The 26060-nt window shown below is 68.8% G+C and carries 21 protein-coding genes and 1 pseudogene; 12 read left to right on the top strand and 10 right to left on the bottom strand.

What is annotated here, in order from left to right; translation table 11 throughout:
- Positions 1-11: 11 nt before the first annotated feature.
- Positions 12-1064: an aldo/keto reductase gene (locus DM816_RS24290; RefSeq protein WP_117212712.1), complete on the bottom strand. Its 1053-nt coding sequence runs from the start codon at positions 1062-1064 to the stop codon at positions 12-14.
- 40 nt (positions 1065-1104) lie between these two features.
- A complete protein-coding gene (locus DM816_RS24285) occupies positions 1105-1983 on the bottom strand; it encodes an NAD(P)-dependent oxidoreductase (protein WP_117212709.1) in 879 nt (292 codons plus the stop codon).
- A 68-nt stretch (positions 1984-2051) separates the two neighbouring features.
- Between DM816_RS24285 and DM816_RS24280 the strand changes: the two genes are divergently transcribed.
- Complete coding sequence (locus DM816_RS24280; protein WP_117212708.1) at positions 2052-2390, top strand: winged helix-turn-helix transcriptional regulator; 339 nt, start codon at positions 2052-2054, stop codon at positions 2388-2390.
- Here DM816_RS24280 and DM816_RS24275 read toward each other — a convergent pair.
- On the bottom strand, positions 2377-5334 hold the full coding sequence (locus DM816_RS24275) for an AfsR/SARP family transcriptional regulator (RefSeq protein ID WP_117212707.1): 2958 nt from the start codon (positions 5332-5334) through the stop codon (positions 2377-2379). The two genes, DM816_RS24280 and DM816_RS24275, sit on opposite strands and share 14 nt — an antisense overlap.
- Positions 5335-5572: 238 nt before the next feature.
- On the opposite strand from DM816_RS24275, the gene DM816_RS24270 reads away from it, so the two are divergent.
- Genes DM816_RS24270 through DM816_RS24255 form a run of 4 tightly spaced genes read left to right on the top strand, consistent with a single transcriptional unit; the run spans position 5573 to position 11546 of the window.
- Positions 5573-6988, top strand: a complete 1416-nt coding sequence (locus tag DM816_RS24270; protein ID WP_246002185.1) for a family 2B encapsulin nanocompartment shell protein — start codon at positions 5573-5575, stop codon at positions 6986-6988.
- Between the two features lies 1 nt (position 6989).
- A complete protein-coding gene (locus DM816_RS24265) occupies positions 6990-8009 on the top strand; it encodes a family 2 encapsulin nanocompartment cargo protein terpene cyclase (protein WP_117212706.1) in 1020 nt (339 codons plus the stop codon).
- Complete coding sequence (locus DM816_RS24260) at positions 8006-8845, top strand: geranyl diphosphate 2-C-methyltransferase (RefSeq protein WP_117212705.1); 840 nt, start codon at positions 8006-8008, stop codon at positions 8843-8845. The genes DM816_RS24265 and DM816_RS24260 overlap by 4 nt, the downstream gene beginning before the upstream one ends.
- Before the next feature lie 49 nt (positions 8846-8894).
- Positions 8895-11546, top strand: a complete 2652-nt coding sequence (locus DM816_RS24255; RefSeq protein WP_117212704.1) for a P-loop NTPase fold protein — start codon at positions 8895-8897, stop codon at positions 11544-11546.
- 187 nt (positions 11547-11733) lie between these two features.
- On the opposite strand, the gene DM816_RS24250 is transcribed toward DM816_RS24255, so the two are convergent.
- The 3 genes from DM816_RS24250 to DM816_RS24240 all read right to left on the bottom strand — a co-directional run bounded on the left by DM816_RS24250 (position 11734) and on the right by DM816_RS24240 (position 14792).
- A complete protein-coding gene (locus DM816_RS24250; RefSeq protein ID WP_117212703.1) occupies positions 11734-12450 on the bottom strand; it encodes a sugar isomerase domain-containing protein in 717 nt (238 codons plus the stop codon).
- A 109-nt stretch (positions 12451-12559) separates the two neighbouring features.
- Positions 12560-13420 (bottom strand): cupin domain-containing protein, encoded by an 861-nt coding sequence (locus DM816_RS24245; protein WP_211588831.1) that lies wholly within the window; start codon positions 13418-13420, stop codon positions 12560-12562.
- Positions 13421-13433: 13 nt separating this feature from the next.
- The gene (locus DM816_RS24240) at positions 13434-14792 is read right to left on the bottom strand and encodes an amidohydrolase family protein (RefSeq protein WP_211588830.1); all 1359 of its coding nucleotides are present in this window, start codon (positions 14790-14792) and stop codon (positions 13434-13436) included.
- A 95-nt stretch (positions 14793-14887) separates the two neighbouring features.
- Between DM816_RS24240 and DM816_RS24235 the strand changes: the two genes are divergently transcribed.
- Positions 14888-15493, top strand: coding sequence for a cupin domain-containing protein (locus DM816_RS24235; protein ID WP_117212701.1), 606 nt, complete (start codon positions 14888-14890; stop codon positions 15491-15493).
- On the opposite strand, the gene DM816_RS45320 is transcribed toward DM816_RS24235, so the two are convergent.
- The 4 genes from DM816_RS45320 to DM816_RS24220 form a co-directional block, all read right to left on the bottom strand.
- Positions 15490-15621, bottom strand: coding sequence for a hypothetical protein (locus DM816_RS45320; RefSeq protein ID WP_281274362.1), 132 nt, complete (start codon positions 15619-15621; stop codon positions 15490-15492). The genes DM816_RS24235 and DM816_RS45320 overlap by 4 nt on opposite strands.
- A gap of 85 nt (positions 15622-15706) precedes the next feature.
- On the bottom strand, positions 15707-16684 hold the full coding sequence (locus DM816_RS24230; RefSeq protein WP_117212700.1) for an ABC transporter permease: 978 nt from the start codon (positions 16682-16684) through the stop codon (positions 15707-15709).
- Between the two features lie 2 nt (positions 16685-16686).
- Positions 16687-17559, bottom strand: a complete 873-nt coding sequence (locus DM816_RS24225) for an ABC transporter ATP-binding protein (RefSeq protein ID WP_117212699.1) — start codon at positions 17557-17559, stop codon at positions 16687-16689.
- Positions 17556-17951 (bottom strand): GntR family transcriptional regulator, encoded by a 396-nt coding sequence (locus tag DM816_RS24220; RefSeq protein ID WP_117212698.1) that lies wholly within the window; start codon positions 17949-17951, stop codon positions 17556-17558. The genes DM816_RS24225 and DM816_RS24220 overlap by 4 nt, the downstream gene beginning before the upstream one ends.
- 334 nt (positions 17952-18285) lie before the next feature.
- On the opposite strand from DM816_RS24220, the gene DM816_RS24210 reads away from it, so the two are divergent.
- The 6 genes and pseudogenes from DM816_RS24210 to DM816_RS24180 all read left to right on the top strand — a co-directional run.
- Positions 18286-20163, top strand: a complete 1878-nt coding sequence (locus DM816_RS24210) for a hypothetical protein (protein ID WP_117212696.1) — start codon at positions 18286-18288, stop codon at positions 20161-20163.
- A 263-nt stretch (positions 20164-20426) separates the two neighbouring features.
- Positions 20427-23186, top strand: a complete 2760-nt coding sequence (locus DM816_RS24205; RefSeq protein WP_162907775.1) for an AfsR/SARP family transcriptional regulator — start codon at positions 20427-20429, stop codon at positions 23184-23186.
- A gap of 107 nt (positions 23187-23293) precedes the next feature.
- The gene (locus DM816_RS24200) at positions 23294-23488 is read left to right on the top strand and encodes a hypothetical protein (RefSeq protein WP_117212694.1); all 195 of its coding nucleotides are present in this window, start codon (positions 23294-23296) and stop codon (positions 23486-23488) included.
- A 109-nt stretch (positions 23489-23597) separates the two neighbouring features.
- Positions 23598-24076 (top strand): annotated as a pseudogene (locus DM816_RS46110) (DUF7737 domain-containing protein).
- Between the two features lie 29 nt (positions 24077-24105).
- Positions 24106-24444, top strand: a complete 339-nt coding sequence (locus tag DM816_RS24185; protein ID WP_117212691.1) for a DUF1232 domain-containing protein — start codon at positions 24106-24108, stop codon at positions 24442-24444.
- Between the two features lie 146 nt (positions 24445-24590).
- On the top strand, positions 24591-26060 hold a 1470-nt coding region (locus DM816_RS24180; protein ID WP_162907773.1), incomplete at its 3' end, for an ATP-binding protein.

Below are 26060 nucleotides of genomic sequence, written 5' to 3'. Positions count from 1 at the left end.
CGGGCCGCGCTCTACTCGGCGGCCGCGCGGTCGGCGACGGGGCGCCGGCGCAGGTTGAGATCGGTGAGGGATGGCGGCTTCCAGGCGCCGTTGGCGTCGTAGACGTTCGTGCCCGGTGGGACGATCTCGTCGATGCGGTCCAGGATCGCGTCGTCGAGCGTGAGCGACGCCCCCTTGAGCGCCGACTCAAGCTGTTCCATCGTGCGCGGGCCGATGATGGTCGACGTGACCGCCGGATGGGTCGAGGTGAACGCGAGCGCGAGCTCGGGCAGCGAACACCCGATCTCCTCTGCCAGCAGGGCGAACTGCTCGGCCGCATCCAGCTTGGCCGCGTTTTCGGGCAGCGACGGGTCGAACCGCGACGGGTAGAGCGCGGCCCGCCCACTGGACAGGTCCACCGGCCGCCCCTTGCGCACCTTCCCGGACAGGTAGCCCCACGCGAGCGGGCTCCACACCAGCACGCCCATCCCCAGGCGCCGGGTGGTCGGCAGCACCGAGGTCTCGATCCCGCGGGTCAGCAGCGAGTAGGGCGGCTGCTCGGTGCGGAACCGGCCGAAGCCCATGCGATCGGAAACCGCATGCGCCGCAACGATTTCCTCGGCCGGAAAGGTGGAGGAACCGAACGCACGGATCTTCCCGGCCCGTACCAGATCGGTTAAAACGGAAAGCGTCTCCTCGATGTCCGTCCGGTAATCGGGGCGGTGAATCTGGTACAGGTCGATGTGGTCGGTGTCCAGCCGGCGCAGGCTGTCCTCCACCGCCCGGACGATCCAGCGGCGCGAGTTGCCGCTGCGGTTGCGTCCCTCGCCCATCGGGAAATGCACCTTCGTGGCGAGCACCACGTCGTCGCGGCGGCCCTTGAGCGCCTTGCCGACGATCTCCTCCGACTCGCCGCTGGAGTACATGTCGGCGGTGTCGAGGAAATTGATGCCGTTGTCCAGGGCGGTATGGATGATGCGGATGCAGTCGTCGTGGTCGGGGTTGCCGACGGAGCCGAACATCATGGCGCCCAGGCAATGGACGCTCACCTCGATGCCCGTCCCGCCGAGGACCCGGTAACGCATGGTCATGAACTCGACCCTAGGACTTAGAGCGCACTCTAGGTCAAACCCGCGCCGGGGTCAGTGTGTCGGTGATGCGGGCGAAGCCGTCGTCGCCGTGCCCGGCCTCAATCGCCTTGGCCGCCAACGCCTTCGTGGCGGCGAGCACGCCCGTGTCGATCCCGTGCGCCTGGGCCGCGGCGATGATGTGGGTCAGGGCCGCGTGGGTGGACCGGATGTTGGACACGTCACCCTCGTATTTGTCGTCGTCGACCCGCCAGGCGAACTCGTCGACGATGGCGGGAAGCAGTTCTGCGATCACCTTGAGGTGTGGCGCGAGCGCACGCCCGGTGACGTGCTCCGTGCGCGCGAGCGCGAACGCGTGCACGATGCCGGCGACACTGGACCAGAACATGTCCAACAGAGCCACCTCATGCGCGGCTGCGTGGCCCGGCTCCGCGCCGAGATATTGCGCTGTGGCAAGGGTTTTGAGGATCGGCTCGTGCGCGTGGTAGACGTCTTCGGGCCCGCTGTAGAGAATGTGCGCCTGCTCGCCGCCCATGAAGTCGGCCGGGCTGAGGATCGCGCCTTCAAGGTAGTCGATGCCGTGTGCCCCGGCCCAGGCCGCCATCTCCCTCGCCCCTTGGGGAGTACCGGCGGTGAGGTTCACCAATGCCTTTCCGCGCAGCGCCCCACCCACGGGCAGCAGCACGTCACGCACCGCGTCATAGTCCATGAGCGACACCAGCACCAGTGTGCTGCCTGCCACAGCGTCGCTCGGATCGCTCGCCCGCCGGGCGCCCCGGGCCACGAGCGGATCGGCCTTGGCGGGCGTGCGGTTCCACACCGTGACGTCGTGCCCCGCGTCGAGCAGCACCCCCGCGATCGCCTGCCCCATAGGGCCGAGGCCAAAAATCGTTACGCGTGTTTGCTTCATGCTCATGCGGCTATCCTTGATCGCGACTGGCGAGTCGACAAGTACCTACCTTTTTGTAAGTGGGGGTGACATTGATGAAGAAGAATGCCTACGCGTGCGGGCTCGATGCCGCGGTGGATCTGATCGGCGGCAAGTGGAAGCCGCTCATCCTGTGGGAGCTGCATGAGAAACCGCAGCGTTTCGCGCAACTGCGCCGTGCGATCGCCGGCATAAGCGAGAAGATGCTGATCCAGCAGCTGCGCGAGATGGAGGCGTTCCAGCTCGTCCACCGTGAGGTCCATCACGAGGCGCCGCCGCACGTGGAATATTCGCTGACCCCGCTCGGCGAATCGCTCAACACCGCCCTCATCCCGTTGGGTTACTGGGGTGAGGAACACATCGCCCACATCGAGTCGATCGTCAGCCGTGCGTGAGAACTGAAGCGGCCTCGCGGACCAGGCGTGCCTGCAGGTGGTGCTGCGCCGAGTCGGCCAGCGCCACGCCCAGTTCGAAGTGGACGGTGTCGCCCAGCGCCAGGCCGAGCCCGCGGTGCGCCTGGATCTCGGCGCGGGGATAGCCTAGCGACCGGCTCAGCGTCAGCGACCGTCGATGCTCTGCGGCCGCCGCCTCGGGATCGCCGAGGCCCAGCAGTGCGCCGCCGCGCACATTCAGCGCCTCGGCCTCGACCCTGCGCCGGCCGACCCGGCGGGCCAGCGCGAGGGACTCGTCGGCCAACGCCAGTGCCTTGCAGTGATATCCGAGCTCCACGTAACACCCGGCAAGCTCGTTGAGGTCGTTGGCCTGCCCGTAGAGGCTGCCGATGCGCCGCCGGATGGCCAACGCCCGGGTCAGGTGCATGACGGCGGTCGCCGGACGGCCCTGGGCACGAGAGATGACCCCGAGATTGTGCAGCGCGACGCCGACGTCGTCCTCCAGGTCGGGCACATCGAGGGCGTGCATCTCATCAAGCGCGGAGATTTGCGTCCGCGCCGCCTCGTCGAGCCGATCCAGCTCCAGCAGCACCACCGTCACGTTGCTCATCAGCGTGAGCTCGCCGCGCTTGTGTGGCGTGTCCCGGTAGAGCTTGAGCGCGCGGTCGTAGTAGGAATGCGCGGTGGTCAGCTGCCCCAGCTCCCGGTGCACGACGCCGAGGTTGGTGCACATCGCGGCCTCACGCGCGAGGTCTGACTCCCCTACGGCCACCTCCAGGCTCGCCTCGAAGTGCTTCTGCGCCTGCGGATAGTCGGCGCGGGTCGCGGCCAGCAGACCGAGGCTGTGGTGCATCGCGGCGATCCCGTCGGCGTCATCCGCGCGCTCGGCCAGCTCCAGGCCCAGCTCGGCGCTCCGCCGCCAGTCGGTGTGCACGCCCAGCTCCTGCTGATGGCCGCGCATCCGGTCGGCCAGCCGCCAGGCGAGCGCGGGCGGGCCGTGCTCGGCTGCGTCGCCGATGAGCGCGAGGACGTTGCCGTACTCGTCGGGAAGGAAGATTTCGCCTGGGAAGCCGTCGGTTTTCGGTGGGAGAGACATTCGGGGGTACCGCTTGCGCGCCGCAGCGTCGACCATCGCCAGCACACCGGAGCGGAGCCGGTCGAGCGCGGCCAGCCGGTCGGGCTCGGTGTCCTCGGCGAGCGCACGTTCCCTTGCGTAGTAACGGATCAGGTCGTGCGTCTCGTGCCGCCCGCGCGCCACCGGCCGCACGAGGTGTGCGGTGACGAGGGTCCGCAGCGCGGCCGACGCCTGGGCCTGCGGGCAGTCGAGCAGTGCCGAAACGTGCGCGGCGGTGAAGTCGCGCAGCGGCGAGATGGCCAGCATGCGCAGCGCGAGCGCGGCCTGCGGGTCGAGGCGGAGATAGGAGGGCTCGATGGCGACGCGCATGCCGATTTCGGTATCGACGGTGAGCGCGTCGAGCCGGTCGTCCATGCGGATCTGGCGCAGGTATTCGTCCGGGTCGCTGAGCGCGAGGTTGGCCGCGGCGATGCGCAGGGCCAGCGGCAGGTGCCCGCAAAGCGTTGCCAGCTCACGGATCTCGCCCGGGGAAAGCTCGATCGCGTGGTCGCGCAGGGCCGCCGCCAGCAGCTCGACGGCCGCGTCGGGTGCGAGCACGTCCAGGTTGAGCGCCCGCCCGTCGTGCAGCGCGACCAGGCCGCCGAGCTTGACCCGGCTGGTGACCAGCGCGCCGCACTCGGGCGCGTTGGTGCGCAGCGGCACCACCTGATCGGTGCTCGTCGCGTCGTCGAGCACGAGCAGCACCCGGCGCCCGGCCATGGCGTTGCGCCACGCGGCCATCCGGCCGTCCAGTGTGGACGGGGTGGCCGGGCCGCGCACGCCGACCCGGCCCAACAGCTCCCCGAGCACGTCGAACGGGTCGCGCTCGCCGAGCCGGACATACCACTGCCCGTCCGTGAAGTGGTCGCGCGTGCGGTGGGCGACGTGCACGGCGAGCGCGGTCTTGCCGACACCCGGCGCGCCGGACACGCACAGCAGCGCACCCCCGACCACCAGCCGGCTCGCCAGCTCCACCTGCTCGGACCGTCCATAGAGGACGGCAACGTCGGGCGGCAGCGCGGGCGCCGGATCGGCCACGGGCTCGACGGCCGCGACCCCTTCCACGGGCGAGGGGCGGTCGGCGCGCAGGATCGAAAGCTGCAGCTGCTGCAGCTCGGGCGGCGGTTGCAGGCCCAGCTCCTCGGCCAGCAGGCGGTCCAGCCGGCGATAGGCTTCGAGCGCCTCGGCGTCGCGCCCGCTGCGGTACAGCGCAGTGATGAGCTTGGCCCACAGACCCTCGCGCAGCGGGTGGCGGCCGATCGCCTCGCGCAGCGCCGGCACGATGTCGCGGTGGCGGCCCAGCGCCAGCTCGGCGTCGAAGAACTCGTCGCCGGCCTGCGCCCACGCCTCCACGAGAGACGGGATCTCCTCGCGCCGCAACACATCCGAGGCGACGTCGGACAGCGGGTCGCCCCGCCACAGCCCGAGCGCCTGGCGCAGCAGCTCGGCCCGGCCCGGCAGGTCGGCCTCGCGATCGGCGATGCGGGCCCGCTCACGCAGCTCGGTGAACCGCCACAGGTCCACCGACTCCGGACGAGTGGACAGCGCGTAACCCTGCCCGCGCGAGACGATCAGCTCGCCGGCGTCGCCGGTCGCGGCCAGCGCGCGGCGCAACCGCATGACGAGCGAGTGCACGGACGGCCCGGCGTTGCGCGGCGGCTCGCCGGAATAGATCCGCTCCACCAGCTCGCCGACGGCCACCGGCCGGCCGCGCCGCAGGATCAGTGTGGCCAGCAGGACCCGTTGCCGTTGCCCCGGCACGGGCACGACCGTCCCCCGGTGCCGCACCTCAAGCGGACCGAGCACGCCGAACGTCCAAGCCGAAGAGTCCATAGGCGACGAATGTATCTCGCATCGAGCACCTTGCCGCAATTGCGGCACTCGGAGTCGGCGCGGCGATCGCAAGCCGCCGGCGCGGCGATTTCAGGCCGCCGACCGGCGATTTTAGGCCATCGGAACCGCGGGCACCGGGTTTCGGTGAACCCGGCAAATTGCCGCATAACTCCTGGCACTGGCTCTATAACTGTGTGGGGTCGGGCTAGTCCCGAGAACTTTTGTGGAGGTGAGGGCTTTGACGAGTTCGGTGGAGATTATCGTCGCGCCGGAGCAGGAGGAGCAGTCGCAGCTCAGCTTGAGCACCGCGGCCGCGCGCAACCTGGCGACAACGACCAAGTCGGTGCCGCAGATGCAGGAAATCACCTCGCGGTGGCTGTTACGCACGCTTCCGTGGGTGCATGTGGGCGGCGGCACATACCGGGTGAACCGGCGGCTGACCTACACGATCGGCGACGGGCGGGTGACGTTCACCAACGACGGCGATCAGATCAGGGTGGTTCCGGCCGAGCTCGGCGAGCTCGGCCTCTTACGGGGCTTCGACGATCCGGAGGTGCTGCAGCAACTGGCCAACCAGTTCACCAAGCACGAGTACGCGCCCGGCGAGGTGATCGCCGAGTTCGGCTCCCCGGCCCAGCAGGTGTACCTCATCGCGCACGGCAAGATCAGCAAGATCGGGTCGGGAGAGTACGGCAACACGGTCCAACTTGGAGTGTTCGCCGACGGCGAGTTCTTCGGCGAGCAGTCGCTGCTGGAGGAGCAGTCCATCTGGGAGTTCACGGCCAAGGCGATGACATCGGTGACCGTGCTCGCCCTGCCCAAGCAGGCGTTCGCCGCGCTGACCGGCCAGTCGGAGCCGCTGCGCGAGCACGTGAACCGCTACCAGAGAGCGCGCGGGCGCCCGCAGAACAAGCACGGCGAGGCAGCGATCGTGATGTCGGCCGGGCACGAGGGCGAGGTCCCGCTGCCGGGCACGTTCGTGGACTACGAGCTCACGCCGCGCGAATACGAGCTGAGCGTGGCGCAGACCATCCTGCGCGTGCACACCCGGGTCGCCGATCTGTACAACGAGCCGATGAACCAGCTCGAACAGCAGCTGCGGCTGACGATCCAGGCCCTGCGGGAGCGGCAGGAGTACGAGATGGTGAACAACCGCCAGTTCGGGCTGCTGAACAACGCGGACCTGCGCCATCGCATCCACACGCGCACCGGGCCGCCGACGCCCGACGACATGGACGAGCTGCTGAGCATGCGCCGCAGTACCAAGATGTTTCTGGCGCACCCGAAGGCGATCGCGGCCTTCGGCCGGGAGTGCACCGCGCGGGGCATCTACCCGACTCCCGTGGAGATTGACGGCCACCGGATTCCGGCATGGCGGGGCGTGCCCATCTTCCCCTGCGGGAAGATCCCGATCTCGGACGGCCACACGACATCGATCATCGCGATGCGTACCGGAGAAGATGACCAGGGTGCCATCGGGTTGCATCAGATCGGCATCCCGGACGAGTACGAGCCGAGTCTCTCCGTGCGATTCATGGGCATCAACGAGCAGGCCGTCATGTCCTATCTCGTCAGCGCGTACTATTCGGTGGCCGTGCTGGTGCCCGACGCGCTCGGCGTGCTCGACAGCGTGGAACTCTCAAGCCGGGCATGACATGAATACGCTCACGGCGCCAACGGGATTGGGCACGTCCGCGTTCCGGATCCACCCGGTCCCTCACACTGAGGGTCTCTACTGCCCGCCGCCTGTGCGCGACGATCCCGCCCTGGGCGAGGAGGTCAACGACCGGTTGGTGGACTGGGCCGCCGAGATCGGCATCTATCCCGGGCTGTCGGAGGAGTTGCGCGCCTGCCAGTTCGGCCGGCTCATCATGCTGGCCCACCCGGCGACATCCGATCCGGACCGCCTGCTGGCGGCGGCCAAAATGGGGCTCGCGCTGTGGTCCACCGACGACCATTTGCTCGACGAGGAGCAGTTGGGCGCCGACCCGGCCACGTTGGGGTCGCGGCTGACAGTAGTGGCTGCGGCGGTCGACCCGGCACACCTGCCGCTGGCGTATGCGCCACAACTGGAGCAGGCGCTGCGCGACGAGCCGGTGGCGATGGCCTATCGCAGCGCACTGCAACACCTGTCGCTGTATGCCACGAGGTCCCAGATGGCCCGCATCCGGCACGAGACCATCACCATGTTCATGGCCTACAACCAGGAGGCGGAATGGATCCGCACCGGGCGCAGGCCGCCTGTTTGGGAGTACCTGACACACCGGCACTTCAACGGGTTCCTGCCCTGCATCGTGCAGGTCGACACGGTCGCCGGATATGAGCTGTCGCCGCACGATTACGCCGACCAGCGGGTGCGGCGCGTGTTCACCATGGCCGGCAGCGCCGCCGTCCTGGCCAACGATCTGTACTCCCGGGGAAGGGAATCCGACACCGACAACGACCTGCCCAAGCTGATCGCCCACGAGGACCGCTGCACCGAGGACGAGGCGGTCCAGCGCAGCATCGACCTGCACAACGAGCTCATGCACGCCATCGAGGCCGAGTCGGCCGTGCTGAGCCGTTTCGGCTCGCCGCAGCTGCGCCGGGCGCTGTCCGACGTGTGGGCGTGGCTGGGCGGAGGGCACGAATGGCACGCCACGAGCGGCCGATACCACAAGGGAGCCAACACATGACGTCAGTTCTGCGCACCGACTATCAGCGGTCCGTAGCGGACTACTGGAACAACGAGCGCGACCCGGTCAACCTGAGGCTGGGCGACATCGACGGGCTTTACCACCATCATTACGGGCTCGGCGAATACGATCCGTCCGTATTGGAGGGACCGGCGGCGACGCGCGATGAGCGCATCATCGCCGAGCTGCACCGGTTGGAGACGGCACAGGCCGACGTGCTGCTGGACTACCTGGAGCCGGTGGCACGGGAGGATCGCCTGCTGGACGCGGGCTCGGGTCGCGGGGGCACGAGCTTCATGGCCAACCAGCGGTTCGGGTCCTTCGTGGACGGCGTGTCCATTTCGGAGAGTCAGGTTGCCTTCGCCAATGGGCAGGCGATGGAGCGGGGCGTGTCCGACCGGGTGCGGTTCCACTTCCGCAACATGCTCGACACCGGGCTGGAATCGGGTTCGCTGCACGGGATATGGACCAACGAGACGACAATGTATGTCGATCTTTTTGAGTTGTACCAAGAGTTCGCGAGGCTGCTCCGGCATGGTGGACGATACGTGTGCATCACCGGGTGCTACAACGACGTGACGGGTGGGCGCTCCAAGGCGGTGAGCCGGATCGACGAACACTACACGTGCAACATCCATCCGCGCAGCGAGTATTTCAGGGCGTTGGCCGCCAACGGGCTCGTGCCCATCAACGTCGTCGACCTCACCGCGCAGACGATGCCGTATTGGGAGTTGCGGGCCCAGTCGCCGGTCGCCACCGGGATCGAGGAGCCGTTTCTGACCGCCTATCGCGAGGGCAGCTTCCACTACCTGCTCATCGCCGCCGATCGAATCTAGGGACGACTATCCGACTGTGGCCACGAGACGGTGCGTCTAGCCTCGTCCTGTGACCACACCCGCTGGGCTCGACTGGCAACTTCGCGTATTGGCAGAAGACCGCATCGTCGGGGCCGCCGTCGCCCTTGGCCCTGATCTCGCCGTTTGCTGTGCCCATGAGATCGCCAACCAGCGTGAGCTCACGGTTGTGGACGCACGGGGCAGATCCCACAGAGCGAAGGTGCAGCAGGTCTTCGAAGAGGCGGACATCGCGGCTCTGCACGCCCCGGACCTGCGGCCAGCGACGCTCAGCACCCGGCTTGAGGTTGGCACCCCGATCCGGGTTTTCGGTTATCCGCGCGATTTACGCGATGGCATATGGTCACAGGGCCGGGTGATGGGCCAAGTCGGCGAGCGGGTCCAGCTCGACATCTCGGGAATCGGTCCCGGTTTCTCAGGTGCCGGTGTCATCAACGACGGCGGCGAGGTCCTCGGCATCGTCGTCACGCAAGACCGACGTGAACGTGCGGCCTGGATGATTCCGGTGAGCACCATCGACCGCTACATGCCACGGCTCCTCCTGTACCCGCCGTCCGAGCCGCCCCGCGCAGCGGTGCGGCGGGCAGCGACCGTGACCTATCCGGGATATCTGCCCGACTCCACCGATGGCGACGATTTGCTCGGGCGGACGCGGGAGATCGAGGCAATGGCCGCGCTGCTGGCCGCGCGGCAGACCACACCGCCGCTGTCGGTGGGACTGTTCGGCGACTGGGGCACGGGCAAGTCCTTCTTCATGGACAAGCTCCGGCGCGAGATCGACTACCTCGCCACGATGTCTCGTGCGGCTCACGACACCGGGCAACCGACCGCCATGTGCGCGGAGGTAAGGCAGATCGTCTTCAACGCGTGGCACTACACCGATGCGAACCTATGGCCAAGCCTGATGACGGCGATCTTCGCCGGGCTCGCCCAGCCGAAGGCCGGTGAGTCGGAGAGCGAGGCGCAGGAACGATGGAAGACCGAACAGCAGCGGTTGGCGCTCACCCTCGAAACCACACGGTCGCAAGTGGACGATGCACGGAACCGGCTGGAGGTTGCCCAATCGGAGGTCGATCGACTCAACGCCACGCTGTCCGCTGTGGAGGACAAGCGCGCACAGGAGCGCGACAGCCTGACCGGACTGTCGGCGGCGGCACGGGCCGTGCGGCAGGATCCGCTGGTGCAGGCGCAGGTGGCCAAGGTGCGCGAGCGGTTCGAACTGGAGCAGGGCACGGAGTTGGCCGAGATCCAGCGGCTCGCGAGCGAGGGCCTGTCCGTCACCCGGCGCCTCACCCGCCTGTGGCAGCTGATGCGTTCCGCCGAACGCCGCAGGTTCGTCTGGCTCTTCACGATCGCGACCGTGCTCGGCGTCGGTGGTTGCGTCACCCTGCTGTGGCTGTCCGAGGGTCGGCTGTGGCAGGTGGCCACCGGCATTGTGGCATTGCTCGCACCGATCGCCGCCACCGCGACACCCATCATCAATCGACTTCTCCAAGGCCTTGGGGTCATCGAGACCGCAGCCGCCGCGGCGCTCACGGCGCAGGAGGAGGCACGGGCAAAGCTGGACCAGGAGAAGGAGGCCATCCTTGCCGACCTGGCGCAGCTCGACTCCCGGCAAGCCTTGCTGCGGCAGGAGATCGTGGCCGCCGAGGGCCGGGTGCAGGAGGCGGAGCGCACGCTGCACGACGCGTCGACCGGCCGCCTGTTGTCCGAGTTCATCACCGAACGCAGCGCCAGCAACGACTACCGGTCTCAGCTCGGCGTCATCGCGATGATCCGGCGGGACTTCGAACAGCTCGCCGCGCTCATGGACCTTGAGCCCGAGGGGCACCCGGACCCGCCGCCCATCGAGCGCATCGTGCTCTACATCGACGACCTCGACCGCTGCGCGCCCGACCGCGTGGTGGAGGTGCTCCAGGCGATCAACCTGCTGCTCGGTCTGCGCCTGTTCGTGGCCGTGGTGGCGGTGGATGCGCGCTGGTTGCAAAGCTCACTGGAGCTGCATTTCGAGCGCGTGCTCGGGTCGCGGCCGGCCTCGGACGGCAACCTGTCGCACTGGTCGGCCACGCCCATGAACTACCTCGAAAAGATAATTCAGATCCCGTACAACCTCGCTCCCATGGGCGGCGACTGCTTCGCGCAGTTGCTCGGCCAACTTTTCGCGCCACACCAAGGCACCTCGGTCGCGGGTGGGGGCGCGCAGGCACCGTCCGGCCCACAGACCACGACATCAGGCGAGGCCCGGGACGGCGAGCCCGGCATCACGGACGACACCATGCTCACCCTCTCCGAGCAGGCGCTGCGACGGCTGTCGCCGAGTGCGCTCAACGTCACCGAGGAGGAGATCGAGTTCGCGGGCGGGCTGTATTCGCTTGTGCAGACCCCGCGTGCGGCCAAGCGGCTGGCCAATCTCTATCGCCTGGTCCGCGCCTCCCTGCCGGACGAATCCTTGACCGCGCTCCTGGAGGACGGCGCGCACGAGGTGGTCCTGCTCCTGCTCGCGCTGCTGATCGGTCGCCCGGCCGCAGCGGTCGACACCTTCACCCGCGTGCTGGCGGGCGGCGACGACGAATCCTTCGATCCGCGGGTCCCCAGCGGCGTCGCGTTGTCAAAGAGCTACAAGCTCTCTGAGGTCAAGCCGTGGGTACCCGTCGTCGCGCGCCATTCGTTCCACGCTATGTAGAGCGACCGACCACACTCGCGCCTTCGACACCACATCCGGGATAACGTCGTCGCACATGCCGGAAGCCGCGACAACATCCGGGATAATGTCGTGGCAGGCGCGAAAACCCGTGCAGGATCCGGGATTTTGCACATCATCTACCACCCCGAGCCGGCCACAGCGCGTGTCTGACGTGGCGGCACCCGGCCTATGCGGTGCGCCGGATGCGCCCGGCGTAGCGTGCCTCCAGTTGCAGGTTGTGCTCATAGCCGCCCGGGATGTTGGCGGACAGATAGATGGGCGGGTCGCTCATCTGCGCGGCGACCGAAGTGACGACCAGTTGCGCGAGCACGGCCGACGTGATGGACGAGACGGCGCCGGTGCGATTGGGCAGCAGCACATCGCCGAACGGGGCGCCGTTGTCAAGCACCACGTCGGCGATCTCGCACAGCCGCTTGCCGCTTTCGTGGCGCGGCTCGGACTTGAGGCTGTGGTCCAGTGAGGTGATGGCGATCAGGTCGTGCCCGCGCTCCTTGACCAGCAACGCCATTTCCACGATGACACCGTTGATGCCGGAGTTGGAGGCGAGCACGAAGACGTCCGCCTGGTCGATCGGCGCAAGGTCGTAGAGCCGCTGTGCGAGCCCGCTGCGGCGTTCGAGCAGCGGGTCGGACAGCACGTCGAACGGCTCGCCGCCGTAGAACACGATGTCGCGCAGGGCGATCCGGTTGGTCGGAATGAGCCCGCCGGCCCGGCCAGCGATCTCCATGGCGAGGGCCTCCGAGTGACCGGTGCCCAAGGCGTGCACGACGCCGCCCCGGTCGAGCGAGCCGATGATGAGCGCGGCCGCGCGTCGGACGTTTTCGGCCTGCTCGTGCCCGACTCGCGCGACGAGGGCGGTGATCTGTTCCAGGTAGCTGGTCATGTGAAGATTCTGCGGCAACGCCGGCTGTCGATGTCGATGCGGCCGGGCTGCTCTCGCCGCGCGAGCCGACCCGGGCGCCGGAGGCGTGCACGCTGCCGACCGCTGCCCGCTACCGTTCGCCGGCGTAACCGAGCTGCATTATTGAGCTCAGATAAGCCCAGTCGCGCACGAAGCGGTAGGAGTGGCGTGCCGGGGGTTGCGGCGCCTGGGTTTCGAGCCAGCGCAGCGGTCCCTCGCCCACATTGCGGAACCCGTGCACGCACCCGACGCCCGCGAACGCGATGTCACCCGGCCCGAGCCGGTAGGTCTGGTCGTCGAACACCGCCTCGGCCTCGCCCTCAAGGAACATGTATGTCTCCTCGAACGGGTGGTCGTGCGCCCCGGCGACGCCTTCGGGCTCGTAGTGCACCATGAACATGGTGTTCAACTGTGCGCCGAGGTTGGTGTCCACCATCATTTTCACGGCGATCCCACTGTAGACGAGCAGGGCCGTGTTCATGCTGACCGAACGGGCGTCCATGTTGGACGGCTCAATGTGGCCGAGCCGGCGGGTGCGTGGGTCGCGCGGATCGACTGCGAGAAAGGGCCCGTCGGGCAAAGGCGGCACCGAGTAGGTGTCGAAGTCGTGCCCGGCGCGCGGTTGCGGCGACCTCATCGCAGCCCAGCGCGCGGGCTCCGCAGAGGGGTTGTGCCAAGCGTGCGGCGACCCGACCGGTATCAGCCCGTAATCGCCCACGTGCAGCGCGAACCCGCCCGATTCGGTGCGCAATTGCGGCGTACCCTCAAGAATGAAGAAGCATTCCTCAAAGGACTGCACCGCAGGCTCCACTGAGCCGCCCGGCTCCAGCACGCACACCTCAAACTCGGTGTGCACGGCGCCGGGCGTGTGCTCGCCGATGGCGGGCCAGCGGGTCAGCCCACGGCCGGCCCGCCACCCCGCCTCGAAAGCCGCGTCCGCCAAGCGTTTCACCGCATAGCGCATGTCACGCCGCCGCCGTCTGGGCCTGCTTTTCCCGCAACCGGGACAGGAGGCGGTCACGCGACTCCTCGACGAGCGCCCCGGCACGGGCCGCGTCGGCCAGCAGTTTGCCGCCGCGCTTGCGCACCACACCATCCACCATCACGGTGTCTACATTGGACACGTCGGCGCACAGCGTGGCCGCCGCCGCGGCGTCGTGGATGGGCGTCATGTTGATCGCTGTGGCGTCGAGCAGCACGAGGTCGGCCCGCTTGCCGGGGGTGATCGAGCCGGTCTTCGCCTCCAGCCCGGCCACGTGCGCGCCGTTGAGCGTGGCGATTTCGAGCATGTCGGCGGCGGTGAGCAGGCCCTCGGCCGGCACATTGCGCTCCCAGAAGACGGAAAGCACCCGCGCCCGCTCCGACCCGAACGCCGCCCGGATCTGAGTGAACATGTCGCCCGGCACGGTCGTCACGACGTCGACGGAAAGGCTTGGGCGCAAACCGAACTCGCGCGCCTTGACGACCGGCGCCCAGCCGTGGCCCATCTGCAGTTCCACTTGGGGCGCAATGGAAACCGTGCCGCCCGTGTCAGCCACGAGCCGCCACTCGTCGTCGCTGAAGTAGCAGCAGTGGATGTAGGTCGTGTCGGGGCCGAGCAGGCCGAGGTCGTTGAGCTGGTTCACCATCCCGAACCGCCCGGCCATCCGGCCCATGCCGGCGTGCAGCGTGATCGGGATGCCCAGCTCGCGGGCCAGCCCCCACTCGCTGCGCACGACATCGTTTTTGCACCAGCCCGTGCCGCGCGTGGCCAGTGCCATGGTGAGGAGTCCATTGTCGCTGTTGAAATACGTCTCGCGCACGCGGCGCACGTCATCGCCGGGGATCGCGATCTCGCTGTCGAACCAGTACGTGGCGAGTGACGTGTTGGCACTGCCGTAGGCGTATTGGGCGCGGATCCCGGTCTCCTGCAACGCCTTGATGGCCGCGTCGGGGTGTTCGGGGGTGTTGTTGATGTGCGACCAGTCGACCAGCGTCGTGATGCCGGCGTTGACGCACTCCAGCGCGCCGGCCAGGTTGGAGGCGTAGACGTCCTCCGGCTCGTAGAGCGGCGCGAAGGTGTCCAGCACCTCCACGAAGTAGTCGTCGAGGGTGGCGTTGGGCGCGCAGCCGCGGATCGCCGCCTCCCACGTGTGTCGGTGCGTGTCCACAAAGCCGGGGATGACGATGAAGCCTGAAGCGTCGATGATTTCGGCGTCCGCACTGATGTCGGGCTGGACCGCGACGATCGTGCCGTCCTCGATGAGGATGTCCGCTCGGGGAAGTTCACCGAGCTGTGGGTCCACGGTGAGCACGTGCCCGCCGCGGACTAGCGACCTGCCCATGATTACCTCCCGCCGTCGGCATAGGTGTTCAGTAATACTTAACACCTGCGCCGCATTGTGTAAAGTGAGGCTCAACGATCACGAGAGGGAGTGGCATGCCAACATCGCAAATGGGCGAACGCATCCGCGCGGAGCGGGAGCGGCAGGGAATCAGCGTTCGCGCCCTCGCCCGCGACGTCGGCGTCTCCGCGAGCATGATCTCCCAGATCGAGACCGGCAAGAGCCGCCCATCGGTCAGCACGCTCTATGCGATCACGACGGCCCTGGGCATCCCGATGCAGGACGTGTTCGTCGAGGACGGTTCCGGTGGTCCAATCCCGACACTGCTCGACGCGCTCGGCGCGGCCCGGGGCATGCGGCTCGGCCCGCATGTGCAACCCAAGCAGCGGCAGATGCTCTCGCTCGACTCCGGCGTCACGTGGGAACGGCTCGGCGCCCTGCCCCCGCTCAACGTGGACTTCCTGCAGATCACCTACGCGCCGGGCGGGACGTCGTCGAGCAGCGGTGAGCTGATGCGCCACTCCGGCTGGGAATATGGCTACCTCGTCTCCGGCGCGCTGCTGTTGACCCTGGGCTTCGAGGAAATCACCCTTGAGCCGGGCGATGCGGTCTCCTTCGACTCCACCACCCCTCATCGGTACCGCAACGAGTCCACCGAACCGGCCGTCGGCATCTGGTTTGTGGTCGCCAACCAGCCCTAGCCACCGCCCGACAGCGACACCAGGACGGGTGTGAGCGCGGCGAGCAGTGCGGCCTCGGCAAGGCCCAGCCGGCCAGTGAACCGCACCGGCTCGTCGAGCTCAAACCCGACGTCGTCGCGGTTTTTCACCAGCCCGCCAAGCGCACGCCGAATCGGCAGAACAAATCCTCACCGAATGCGGCTCCCACCCAGGCGCCCAGCGGGCTGGCGGGCTCTAGTGGAGGCGTCGGCGCACCACCCACACGGCGACGGCCAGCAGCACGGCTGCGAGGCCGAGATACAGCGCCGACTCGATGGCCAGCATCGCGCCGAACGCGCTGTCCGGGTGGTATTCGGTGTAGCGGCGGATGCCGTGCTCGGCCATGTATCGCGCCAAGCCCAGGTCCGAGCCATACATCGAGCCGCCCTCGCCGTAGATCTCGCGCATCACGGCATTTTGCGCATCGGCCGACAGCATCTTGCCCGCGCTGTCCACCCACCCGTTTTCCACCACCCAGTCGGTGGTCGGCCGCCAGCCGGGATCGTTGTGCGCCAAGGCATCATTGACGCGGGACAGGGGCTTGACATAGTGCGGCCGGGCCGACTCCTCCAGCGGGATGCGCACCACGAGAAACACGGCCAGTGCCACGGCCATCGCGGGGATCGTGCGGCGCAGCAACGCGCCCGCGAGGACGCCTGCCGCGAAGGCGAACACGGTCACCACGGCCAGGCTCACCGGCGTGGCCACGAACGCGGCCGTGCGCAGTCTGCCGTCGATCTCGTTGAGCGGCCCACGCCACCACGTGAACAGCAGTCCGAACGCGACGGCGATGCCGGCCGTGCCCGCGCCGACGATGGTCAGCTTGGAGACCAGCCAGCGGGTGCGGGTCACCGACTGGGTGAACGCCAGCCGCCACGTGCCGCTCTCGAATTCGCGGGCCAGCAGCGGCGCACCGATGAACACACCCGCGAGCAACGGGAGCATCGCGGCGAAGACGAGCCGGTTGGCCCACTCGATGTGGTTCGAGACGAACCGGTCAGCGATCGGGCCGCAACTGTCCTGTGGATTGGCCACGCATGCGGCCGCTCCACTGGTTTCGTATTCGGCGTGCATGGCGAGGCCGCTGACGATGATGGGTACGGCAAAAAGGAAAAGCAGCACCACGGCGGTGAGCAACTCGGCACGATGCTGCCGCCAGATCAACCACAGCATGGTCAGTCCCGCCCCTCTTTCGTTTCCGGCTGCGCGAGATAGGCCAGCACGAGCTCTTCGAGGCTGACCGGGTTGGCCTCCCAGTGCGGATGCACCGGCACGGTGACGGGCTGCCGCACCAGCAGGTGGCTTTGGCGAGGCCCGTGGGTCGCGGCGACAAGGCCCTGCATCGCCGCGTTGGCGTCCGGGCGCGGGCCGCTGAGCACCCGGTGCCCGGCAACGAGTTCGTCCGTGTCGCCCGCCAGGCACATCCGCCCTTTGCGCAGCAAGACGAGGTGGTCACAGACGCGTTCGAGCTCGCCGATCGCATGGGAGGAAAGAAGCACGGTGAGCTCGCTGTCGGCGACCGCGCCCATGAGCGTGCTCATGAACTCGCGCCGCGCCAACGGGTCCAGGCTCGCGGCCGGCTCGTCCAGCACGAGCAGGCGCGGCTGCTTGGCCAGCGCGAGCGTGAGCGCGACCTGTGCCTGCTGCCCGCCGGACAGCCTGCCCGCCCTGCGGTCGAGCGGGATGCCGAGCTCCGCCAGGCGTTTGCGGGCCGTGGTTTCGTCGAATCGCCGGTTCATCGACCGTCCGAAGTGGAGCAGATCGGCGACGGTGAAGCCACGGTACAGCGGGTGGTCCTGCGCCACGAAACCCACCTCGGCCAGGCCCGCCGGGCGATCCATGCGCAGCGGCCGGCCGAACAGAAACACGCTGCCCTCGGTCGGGCTCAGCAAGCCGATCGCCAAGTGCAGGAGCGTGGTCTTGCCCGCGCCGTTGGCACCGACCAGCCCGATGATGCGGCCCTGCGGGAGATCGAACGTGCACTCGCGCAGTGCCCACGTGCCGCGCCCGTAGCGCTTGCCCAGACCCTCGACCCGCAGCGCGGTCATGCCGCACGCGCCTTGGACCGGTCCTCGTCGAGGATCGCGGTGACAAGCGCGCGCACCTGGTCGGGCCCGAGGCCCGCCTCGCGCGCCGCGTTGACCCATGCCCGCAGCCTGGCCGACAGCTTGGCGTAGGTGGCGGCCGGCACGCGATCCACGTTGCCCGTCACGAACGTGCCCTGGCCCGCGCGTGGCGCCACGAGGCCCGCCCGCTCCAGCTCGCGATAGGCCTTGGCCACCGTGTTGGGGTTGACCACCAGCGCCGCCGCCACATCGCGCACGGTCGGCAGCTGGTCGCCGTCTTGCAGGTAGCCGAGCAGCAGCCCGTGCCGAACCTGCTCGACCAGCTGCAGATAGGTCGGCACACCCGACCGGGTGTCGAGCCTGAACGCGAACACCGCACCACCTCCTCAATTGTCGCATTGTACTAGTCGGATAGTACACAAGCGATCATCGCGCGCAACACCGGCGGCGCAGCTGTTCCTGTGCCCGCGCGCTGACCCGGTTCGAGAGCAGCGTGCTGCCCTGCTTCGGGCGGCCACGATCGCTGCCGGGCTGAGCGTCGGTCGAACACCACCACCGAACGCGCACCCTCGCCTCGGGCCATACGGGCGAAGGCCTCGGGCGCCTCGTCGAGCGGGATCCTGCGCGCCGCATCGACACGCGACACCATCGGCTACCCTGTGGTCCGCTTCCGGGCACGGTGCCCGGAGCACTACGGGAGGTCAACACGTGCGCACCGCGTTAGGGCTGGCGGCCTTGCTGGCCGCAACCGGAATCACCGTACTTTCCGCGGGCAGCACCGCACACGCCGCGCCGCACTACTTCACGGCCCCGTCCATCCAGATCGGACACACTGATTCGGCCACGCCGGATCAGGCATACGACTGGGTGCGGGACGTCAACATGCCCATCGGCTCCCGCACCGACGAAAGCGGGTCCGTGCACACCTCACGGGTGTATGCGACGTTCGATCTCACGCAGCTGCACGGCAAACGCATTGTCGCGGGCAAGCTGCTGATGCGCGAGACCGAGGTCTCCGACTGCACCAAGCGGGCGATCGAGGTCTGGCGGACCCACCAGATCCACCGCACGCCGAGCTGGGACAAGGCTCCCAAGCCGACGGACAGGCTGGACGAGATCCGCACGGCGCAGTACTGCCCCGCCAACCTCACCTTCGATGTGGACGGTGCGGTGGTCGAGGCGGTGCGCCAGGGCAAGGAGAAGATCTCCTTTGAGATTCGGGTACCGGACGAGTTCGAGGCGGACCCGGCCTATGCCCGCAAGCTGTACTGGTACACAACCGTCAGCCTGTCCGTGCGGTACAACTCGCTGCCGGCCATCGACGACCACCACATGTACCACGGTGGTCAGCGCTGCGACGGCACGACGACGCCGCGGCTCAACGAGCGGGCCGGCTGGCTGCAGGGCATGGTGTCCGACGCAGACCCGCACGACGAGCGTTACCTGACCACTGAGTTCGCCGTGTGGCCGCAGGACGACCCGTCCGCGCGCCGCGTCTACACCACGACCCATTCCGTCCCCGCCAGGGTGGCAAGCGTGGGGGTGCCATCGTCGGAGTTGGAGGATGGCCGGGCGTACTCCTGGCAGTACCGCACGAACGACGGCGCCGACACCACGGCGTGGTCACGGGTCTGCAGCGTGCTGGTCGACACCACCCGGCCGGGCGCGCCCGGTGTCAGCTCAACGAACTATCCGCCGGCCGATTCGGGTCAGAGCACCCCGCTCGGTGAGCCGGGAGTGTTCACGTTTTCCGGCGGTGGCGACCCGGACATCGTCGGGTTCCAGTGGGGCTTCGACATTCTGGGCGTCAACACGTGCAGCATCGGGTCGGGCGACGTCGGGCAGCACGAGTGCACCGACATCTTCAGCCTGCCACGGACGGTTCGCGCCAACGCACCGGGCGGCAACGCGACCGCGCTGATCAACCCGGACCGGATAGCGCGCAACCGGCTGCTGGTCCGCTCGATCGACGCGGCGGGCAACACCTCCGGCGAGACGGTGTACGAGTTCAACGCGCCGTGGCGGGGCGAGCCGACCGCCTCGGTGGTCGGCCACGCGATCTGGGGCAGGCCACTCACGCTGAAGCTGTCCCCCGGCGCGGGGATCAGCGGGACCACGCGTTACGAATACCAGCTCGACCACGGGCCGAAACAGGTCCTCGATGCGGGTGCGGACGGCACGGCCACCTTCACCTTCCCGGCCACCAACGAGTACGGCCATCAGGTGACGTTCCGTTCGTTCAGCGCCAACGGGTGGGTCTCGCCGCAGGCCGCGTGGGAAATCCATTTCGGCCCGTGGCCGATGGTGGTCTCGGACATCTACACCGGCTGGGATCCGGTGGGCGGCGTCGGCGTGCCCGGCACGTTCACCTTCCTCCCACCGGCCGGATGGACCGAGGTGAAGGGCTATCAGTACGCCATCAACGGCGCGGAGCCGCGCTATCTCGATGCCACGCCGGACGGCACCGCGTCGCTCACCTGGGCGCCGCAGGTCAGTGGCTGGAACTACTTCGATGTGTGGGCCGTCCGCCCCGACGGCACCGTAGGCGACTATTCAGGCTCCTACTGGTTCAACGTCGCCGAGTGACTCCTCGCCAACCGGAGCGGGCGTGGGGAAACCTGCGCCCGCAGCCGTAGGCCGCGTCATCCTCCTGCGCGAGGAACCGCAGCATCATGTGTTCACCTCCGCTCATCGAGCATCTCCATGATCGGAGACCGAGCTAGCCGAAACCTTGCAGCGGTCTTAAACTTCGTGCTGGAAGGCTTGACGACCGGATCGGGGGCGGCCCGCAGAAAGCCATGGATATCCAACTTCTCGGTCCAGTGCTCGTTTCGGCTTCCGGTCGCCCCGTGGACCTGGGCCCGCCCCGGCAGCGCCTGGCGTTCGCCGTGCTCGCCCTGGAGGCGGGCCGGCCGGTGCGGGCCGAGACGTTGATAGACCGCCTGTGGGACGACTCCCCGCCGCAGCGCGCCCGGGAGACGCTGTATGTCTACATTGCTCGGTTGCGGGCAGTGCTGCGCGACGCTTGCCGCCTGGAACGGCGATCCGGCGGATACGTGCTCGACGTCGATCCGCTGCAGGTCGATCTCCATCGGTTCGAGAGTCTTCTCGCCGATGCGCGCGCCGCCCGGTACCCAGATGATCAAAAAGCCGACCTGCTGCGGCGATCGCTGGCGCTGTGGCAGGCCGACCCGATGGCCGACCTGTCCGGGCGCTGGGTCGACCACGTGCGGCAGATGTTGCGCGGCAAGCGGCACGACGCCATGCAGCAGTGGGCGCAGGCCGAGTTGCGGCTGGGCAACGCCGCGACGGTGATCAATCCGCTGGCGGAACTGCTTGACGCGCAACCGTTCGCCGAGTCGCTGGTCGGTCTGCTGATGCAGGCGCTGGCGGGGGCGGGCCGCAGCGCCGAGGCGCTCGACCGGTTCACGGAGTTCCGGCGGCGGCTCGCCGAGGAGCTCGGTACCGATCCCTCCCCCGAGCTGCAGCTGATCCATCAGGCCGTGCTGCGCGGTGAGGGCAGGCCGCTCGCGGTGGCCCGGCAAACCGTCGCCATTGCGGCGCAGCTGCCGCTGGACATCTACGGATTCGCCGGTCGCGAGGCCGAGGGCAAGCAGCTCGACGAGATACGCGACCAGGGCGCGGGTCCGCTCGTGGTGATCGCCGGCACGGCCGGGGTGGGCAAGACGGCGTTCGCGGTCAGGTGGGCGCACGCCAACGCCGAGAGGTTCACCGACGGCCAGTTGTTTCTCAACCTTCGCGGGTTCGTGCCGTCGGGCGTGCCGATGCCGCCGCTGGAGGCGCTCAGGCGACTGCTGCGCGGCCTCGGGGTCGAGCACAACGCCATCCCGAACGACCTCGATGAGGCCGCCACCCTTTACCGCTCGGCCATCGCGGGGCGGCGCATTCTCGTGGTGTTGGACAACGCGCACGACGTGCGGCAGGTGCGCCCGCTCCTTCCGGGCTCGCCCACCTGCATGGTTCTGGTCACCAGCCGAGTGCGGCTGGGTGGGCTGCAGGTCTTCGAGGGTGCGCGCCTGGTGACTCTCGGGCCACTCAGCCCGGTCAGCTCGGAGGGCCTGCTGGCGTTGATGCTCGGCCGGGAGCGGGTGGCCGCCGACCCCCACGTGGAGCAGCTCGCCCGGCGCTGCGCCCAGCTGCCGCTCGCGCTGCGGATCGCGGCGGCCAACCTCGCGTGCCAGCCGAACCTCACGATCGCGGCCTATTTGGAGCGGCTGGACCGGCCCGGGGCGCTGGAAGCCCTGCGCACCGAGGGCGACGAACAGGGTGCCGTGGCAGCGGCGTTCGACGTGTCATACTCCCAGCTCTCGCCACCGGCACAGCGCGTCTTCCGGCTGTGGAGCCTTTGCCGGGGCCAGGATTTCGACGCCCACGCAATCGCGGCCATCGCCGGGATGCCGTTGGACGCCGCCATGTCCGCCGTCGATGAGCTATGCACGGCACATCTGCTGGAGCAGGACAGCCGGGGCCGCTACAGTTCGCACGACCTCTTGCGAGCCTATGCGGGGCACCGCGCGGAGACGGACGAGTCGCAAGTGGACATCGCCCGATCGAGCCGCCGGTTGGTCGACTTCTACACCGACACGACCTACGAGGCGAGCCCGCGGTTCAAGCCGAGCCGCAACGCGGCACCGCGCGACATGGAGCATCCGCCGGTGGAGCCGCTGCGGTTCGCCGACCGCGAGGCCGCGATGCATTGGCACGACTATGAGCGCGACGCCTTCCCGAGCGTGGTGGAGCTTGCCTCGCAGCGCGGCTGGCACCAGGCCGCCTGGCAGCTCGCCGAGGTGCTCATGAACTACTTCTCCATCTCCCGCCATTGGCCGCAGTGGCTCGCCACCACCCGCGCCGGGCTGGTTTCCGCGCGGGCCACCGGCGATCCCGTGGCGGTCAGCCGGATACTGCTGTGCCTCGGCATGATTCACAAGCAGACCGGCGACCTCGCCGCCGCGCGGGCCGACTGGACCGAAGCCCTGCAGACGGCGACCGAGTCCGGCCGGCAGCAGCTCATCACCGCCTGCCACGTCAATCTCGGCGGCCTGTGCGTGGTCGAGGGCGATCCCGCCGCCGGTGCGGAGCACCTGCGCACGGCGCTGGCCGACACCGCATACGTCAGCGTGCCCAAGTTTCGCGTCGTCCCGCAGATCAACTACGGCTGCGCCCTGTTCGATCTCGGCGATATCGACGCTGCGGCGGACTCCTTCGCCGCCGCACTCTCGGCCGCGCAGCAGGCCGGCGACCTGGTGCACCTCTGCCACGCGCACCACAATCTCGCCGAGGTGGCGTTGCGCCGCAACGATTTCGAAACAGCTCGACGGCACGCCGAGCAACAGCTGCGGTTCGCCCAGGAGATCGAGGACCCGCTTCGCCAGGCCGCCGCCTGGGACGTGCTGGCCTCGGCCGTTTGCAACCTGGATCTGGCGCTGGCGCGCGAGCATTGGCAGCGGGCGCTGACACTCTATGAGCAGCTTGGCCACCGGCTGGCCGGGCCGCTGGCCGAGTGGCTCGGCCGATCGAAAACCCTTGGCCCAGCGGCAATCTCGGCGGCCGACAACATCCGGCGCCGCCAGATGCGAAAAATGATTTAGTTGGTACCAGGGCGGGCACCGGCACGCATCGTGCCGATGCCCGCTCCGCCCCGCTCAGGGCAGGTGGCTCGCGGGTTCACCTGACCCAGCAACGAGTCGTAGCCGTCGTGGGCACTTGCGGCGCCGGGCGCCGCGGTGAACGCGCCGAGCGGCAGTTCGCCCTCGCGGTGCAGGCGTTCTCCCGCAACGGGTTCATCGTGCTGGTCGACGACCGGCAGGTGGAGGAGCTCGACGACGTGATCGACCTGCGGATGGGCACGGAGATCACGTTCCTCGAGCTGGTGCCCCTGGTTGGTGGCTGATGGCGGGCGCTTCGCTCAAGTCGGCCGAGGCCCTCACGACCACGGCGGTCGGTTTCGTGTGGCACAACGCCGATGAGCTCGCGCGCCACACCGAGAGTCTGCTCGCGGCATGCGGGTCGCTTCCGCCCGGAGGTGGTCGCGGTCATCCGGCCCACCGCAGACACCAATACGATCCGGAGGTCAACGACCGCGACGACGCGTTTCAACGCCTGGCGGCGGGTTCTGCACCTATTGGGAGCACTACAGTTTCGGCGAGCTGACCGCGCAGACCCGGCGCGTCCTGCTGGAGCGGCTCGTGCCGCGGCTGGCCATCGCCGAGCGGGCAAGCCTCGACGGGCACGTCCTCAAGGTGCGCGGAAACCTGCGGGCATGCAAGATTCACCTAGGTCGGGCAACATCCTCATGGAGGCCAACGACCACTGTGCATCCTTCCCAAGCAGACGCCCGGGACCGCAGCCCGGCAGGCTGTTCCTGCCGTTCGAGGGCGACCGCAGGCGCACCGTCATCCTCGGCAAGGCCATGCCGCTCGCCAAGGACAAGGCGATCACCGATCCGACGATCACGCAACAGCTCCGGCACACTGCCTAGCATCGGCCCGAGTTGGGTAACTTCAGCGGATGTCGCGTGATACATGGATCGTCCTGCTCGGTGTCGGGGTTGGACTGTTGGCGCTGGTGACCCTGGTGTTCGCGGTCAAGCTCGGGCTCCGCCTGCTCGCCACCAAGCGCATGCTGGGCGAGCTGGGCGGGGGCGGCAAGGTGGCGTTCTACGGCGCCCTGCTCTACACCTTCTTCCCGCTCGACCTGCTGCCCGACCCGATCTACCTCGATGACATCGGTGTGCTGGCGGTGGCGCTGAGTGCGCTGACCAAGATGCTGCACGATCGCCGCAGGCGCCGGGGCGCTGCCCTCGCCCCGGCATCGCGCGGCCCGGCGCACGATCCCGCACGCAAGTGACGCCCTAGGGCACGGCCTGGGCTAACCCGCCAGAGCTCACGATCGCCCTGTGCGCGGTGTTGATCCTGGTGACCTGGGCGCGCTGGCCGGAAACCAGGGCGCTTTGGCGGACCGTCAGGGGATGGCGCGGCGCATAGAATTCATGGGTGCTGACACGGTCACCGCTGGTGTCCCGGGCAGCCGAGCAACAGGAGCTCGGCGCGGCGCTGGCGCGGTGCCGGGCCGGCGTGGGCGGGCTCGTGCTCGTGACCGGCGACGCCGGTGTCGGCAAGAGCAGGTTGGTGTCTGAAGCCCTCGCGGGTTGGGACGGGTGCGTGCTGCGCGGCGCGGCCACGATGGCCGGCGGGCCTTATGCGCCCATAGTCGATATCTTGCGCGCCGTGTCCGATCGCTTCGGCGAGAAGGCGCTGGCCGACCACGTCAAAGTGCTTCTGCCCGAGCTGGCGATGCCGTGGCGCGAGGTCGACCAGGCGGCTTTGGTCGCGGCGATCCAGCGGACCCTGCGCGGGGTCGCGCACCGGCAGCCGACCGTGCTCGTGCTGGAAGACCTGCACTGGGCCAACGCCGGGACGGTCGAACTGCTGCCCGGCCTGGCCGCGGCCTTGACGGGCGCACCGCTCCTGCTGATGGCCACCTACCGCGCCGACGGCCTGCCCCGCACCCATCCTGTGCGGGCGATGCGGGCCGAGCTGCGGCGGGCAGGGCTGCTCATCGAGATCCCGCTGCGGCCGCTCAACGTGCAGGAGACCGGGGAACTGCTGCACGGCCTGCTGGGCAGGCAGCCCGCGCCTCGGCTTGTCTCCCTGGTGCACGAGCGAGCCGAGGGGCTGCCGTTCGTCGTCGAAGAGCTCGTCGACGCCTTGCTCGACGGCGAAGGACTCCGCGACTCACAGCAAGGTGTCGACCTCGCTTCGGGCGTGGGGATTCCGTTGCCCGACAGCATCGTCGACGCGGTGCTCGCCCGGACGGTCACGTTGCGCCGCCAGTCGGAGCGGGCGGTGGAACTGGCAACGGTGCTCGGGCCGCGCGTCGACCTGCCGGTGCTGGCCGATCTCGCCGGCGCGGCCGACGTCGACCGGTTGCTCGATGCCGGGCTGCTGCGCGAGCAAGGCGCCGAGTCAGCGGTCTTCCGGCACGACATCGTCCGGGACGCGTTGTACCGCAGCATTCCTTGGGCGCGGCGGCGCGAGTATCACCGGGTCGTCGCCGAGCGGCTCGCCGCACGGGGCGCCCCTCCGGAGACGATTGCGGAGCATTTGCTGGCCGCCCACGACCGCGACCGCGCACGGCCGCTGTTGCTCGCCGCTGCCGAGCGATACTGCACGATGCATGCCTACCGCGACGCGGCCACGCTCGGGCGGCGCGCGTTGGAGATCTGGCCCGACGGCGTCGCTTCCGGCGAGCGAACGGCCGCGCTTGAGCGGCTTGCCGAATGCGCCGAACTGTGCGGCGAGCACGAATCGGCCACGGCCCTCTGGGCCGAGGTCGCGGCCGCGCATCGCGCGGGCGGCGATATGGCGCGCACCGGATTGGCCCACCGCAGGCTCGCCAACGCCGCCGGGCTCATGGGCGAGCACGCCCAGGCCACCGCCTCGCGCGAGACCGCGGCCGCGGCG

Source organism: Allorhizocola rhizosphaerae (assembly GCF_003426775.1).
GTDB classification, from domain to species: Bacteria; Actinomycetota; Actinomycetes; order Mycobacteriales; family Micromonosporaceae; genus Allorhizocola; species Allorhizocola rhizosphaerae.
Note: the sequence above shows the minus strand (reverse complement) of the source record. Positions and strands in the feature narration are given on the sequence as shown.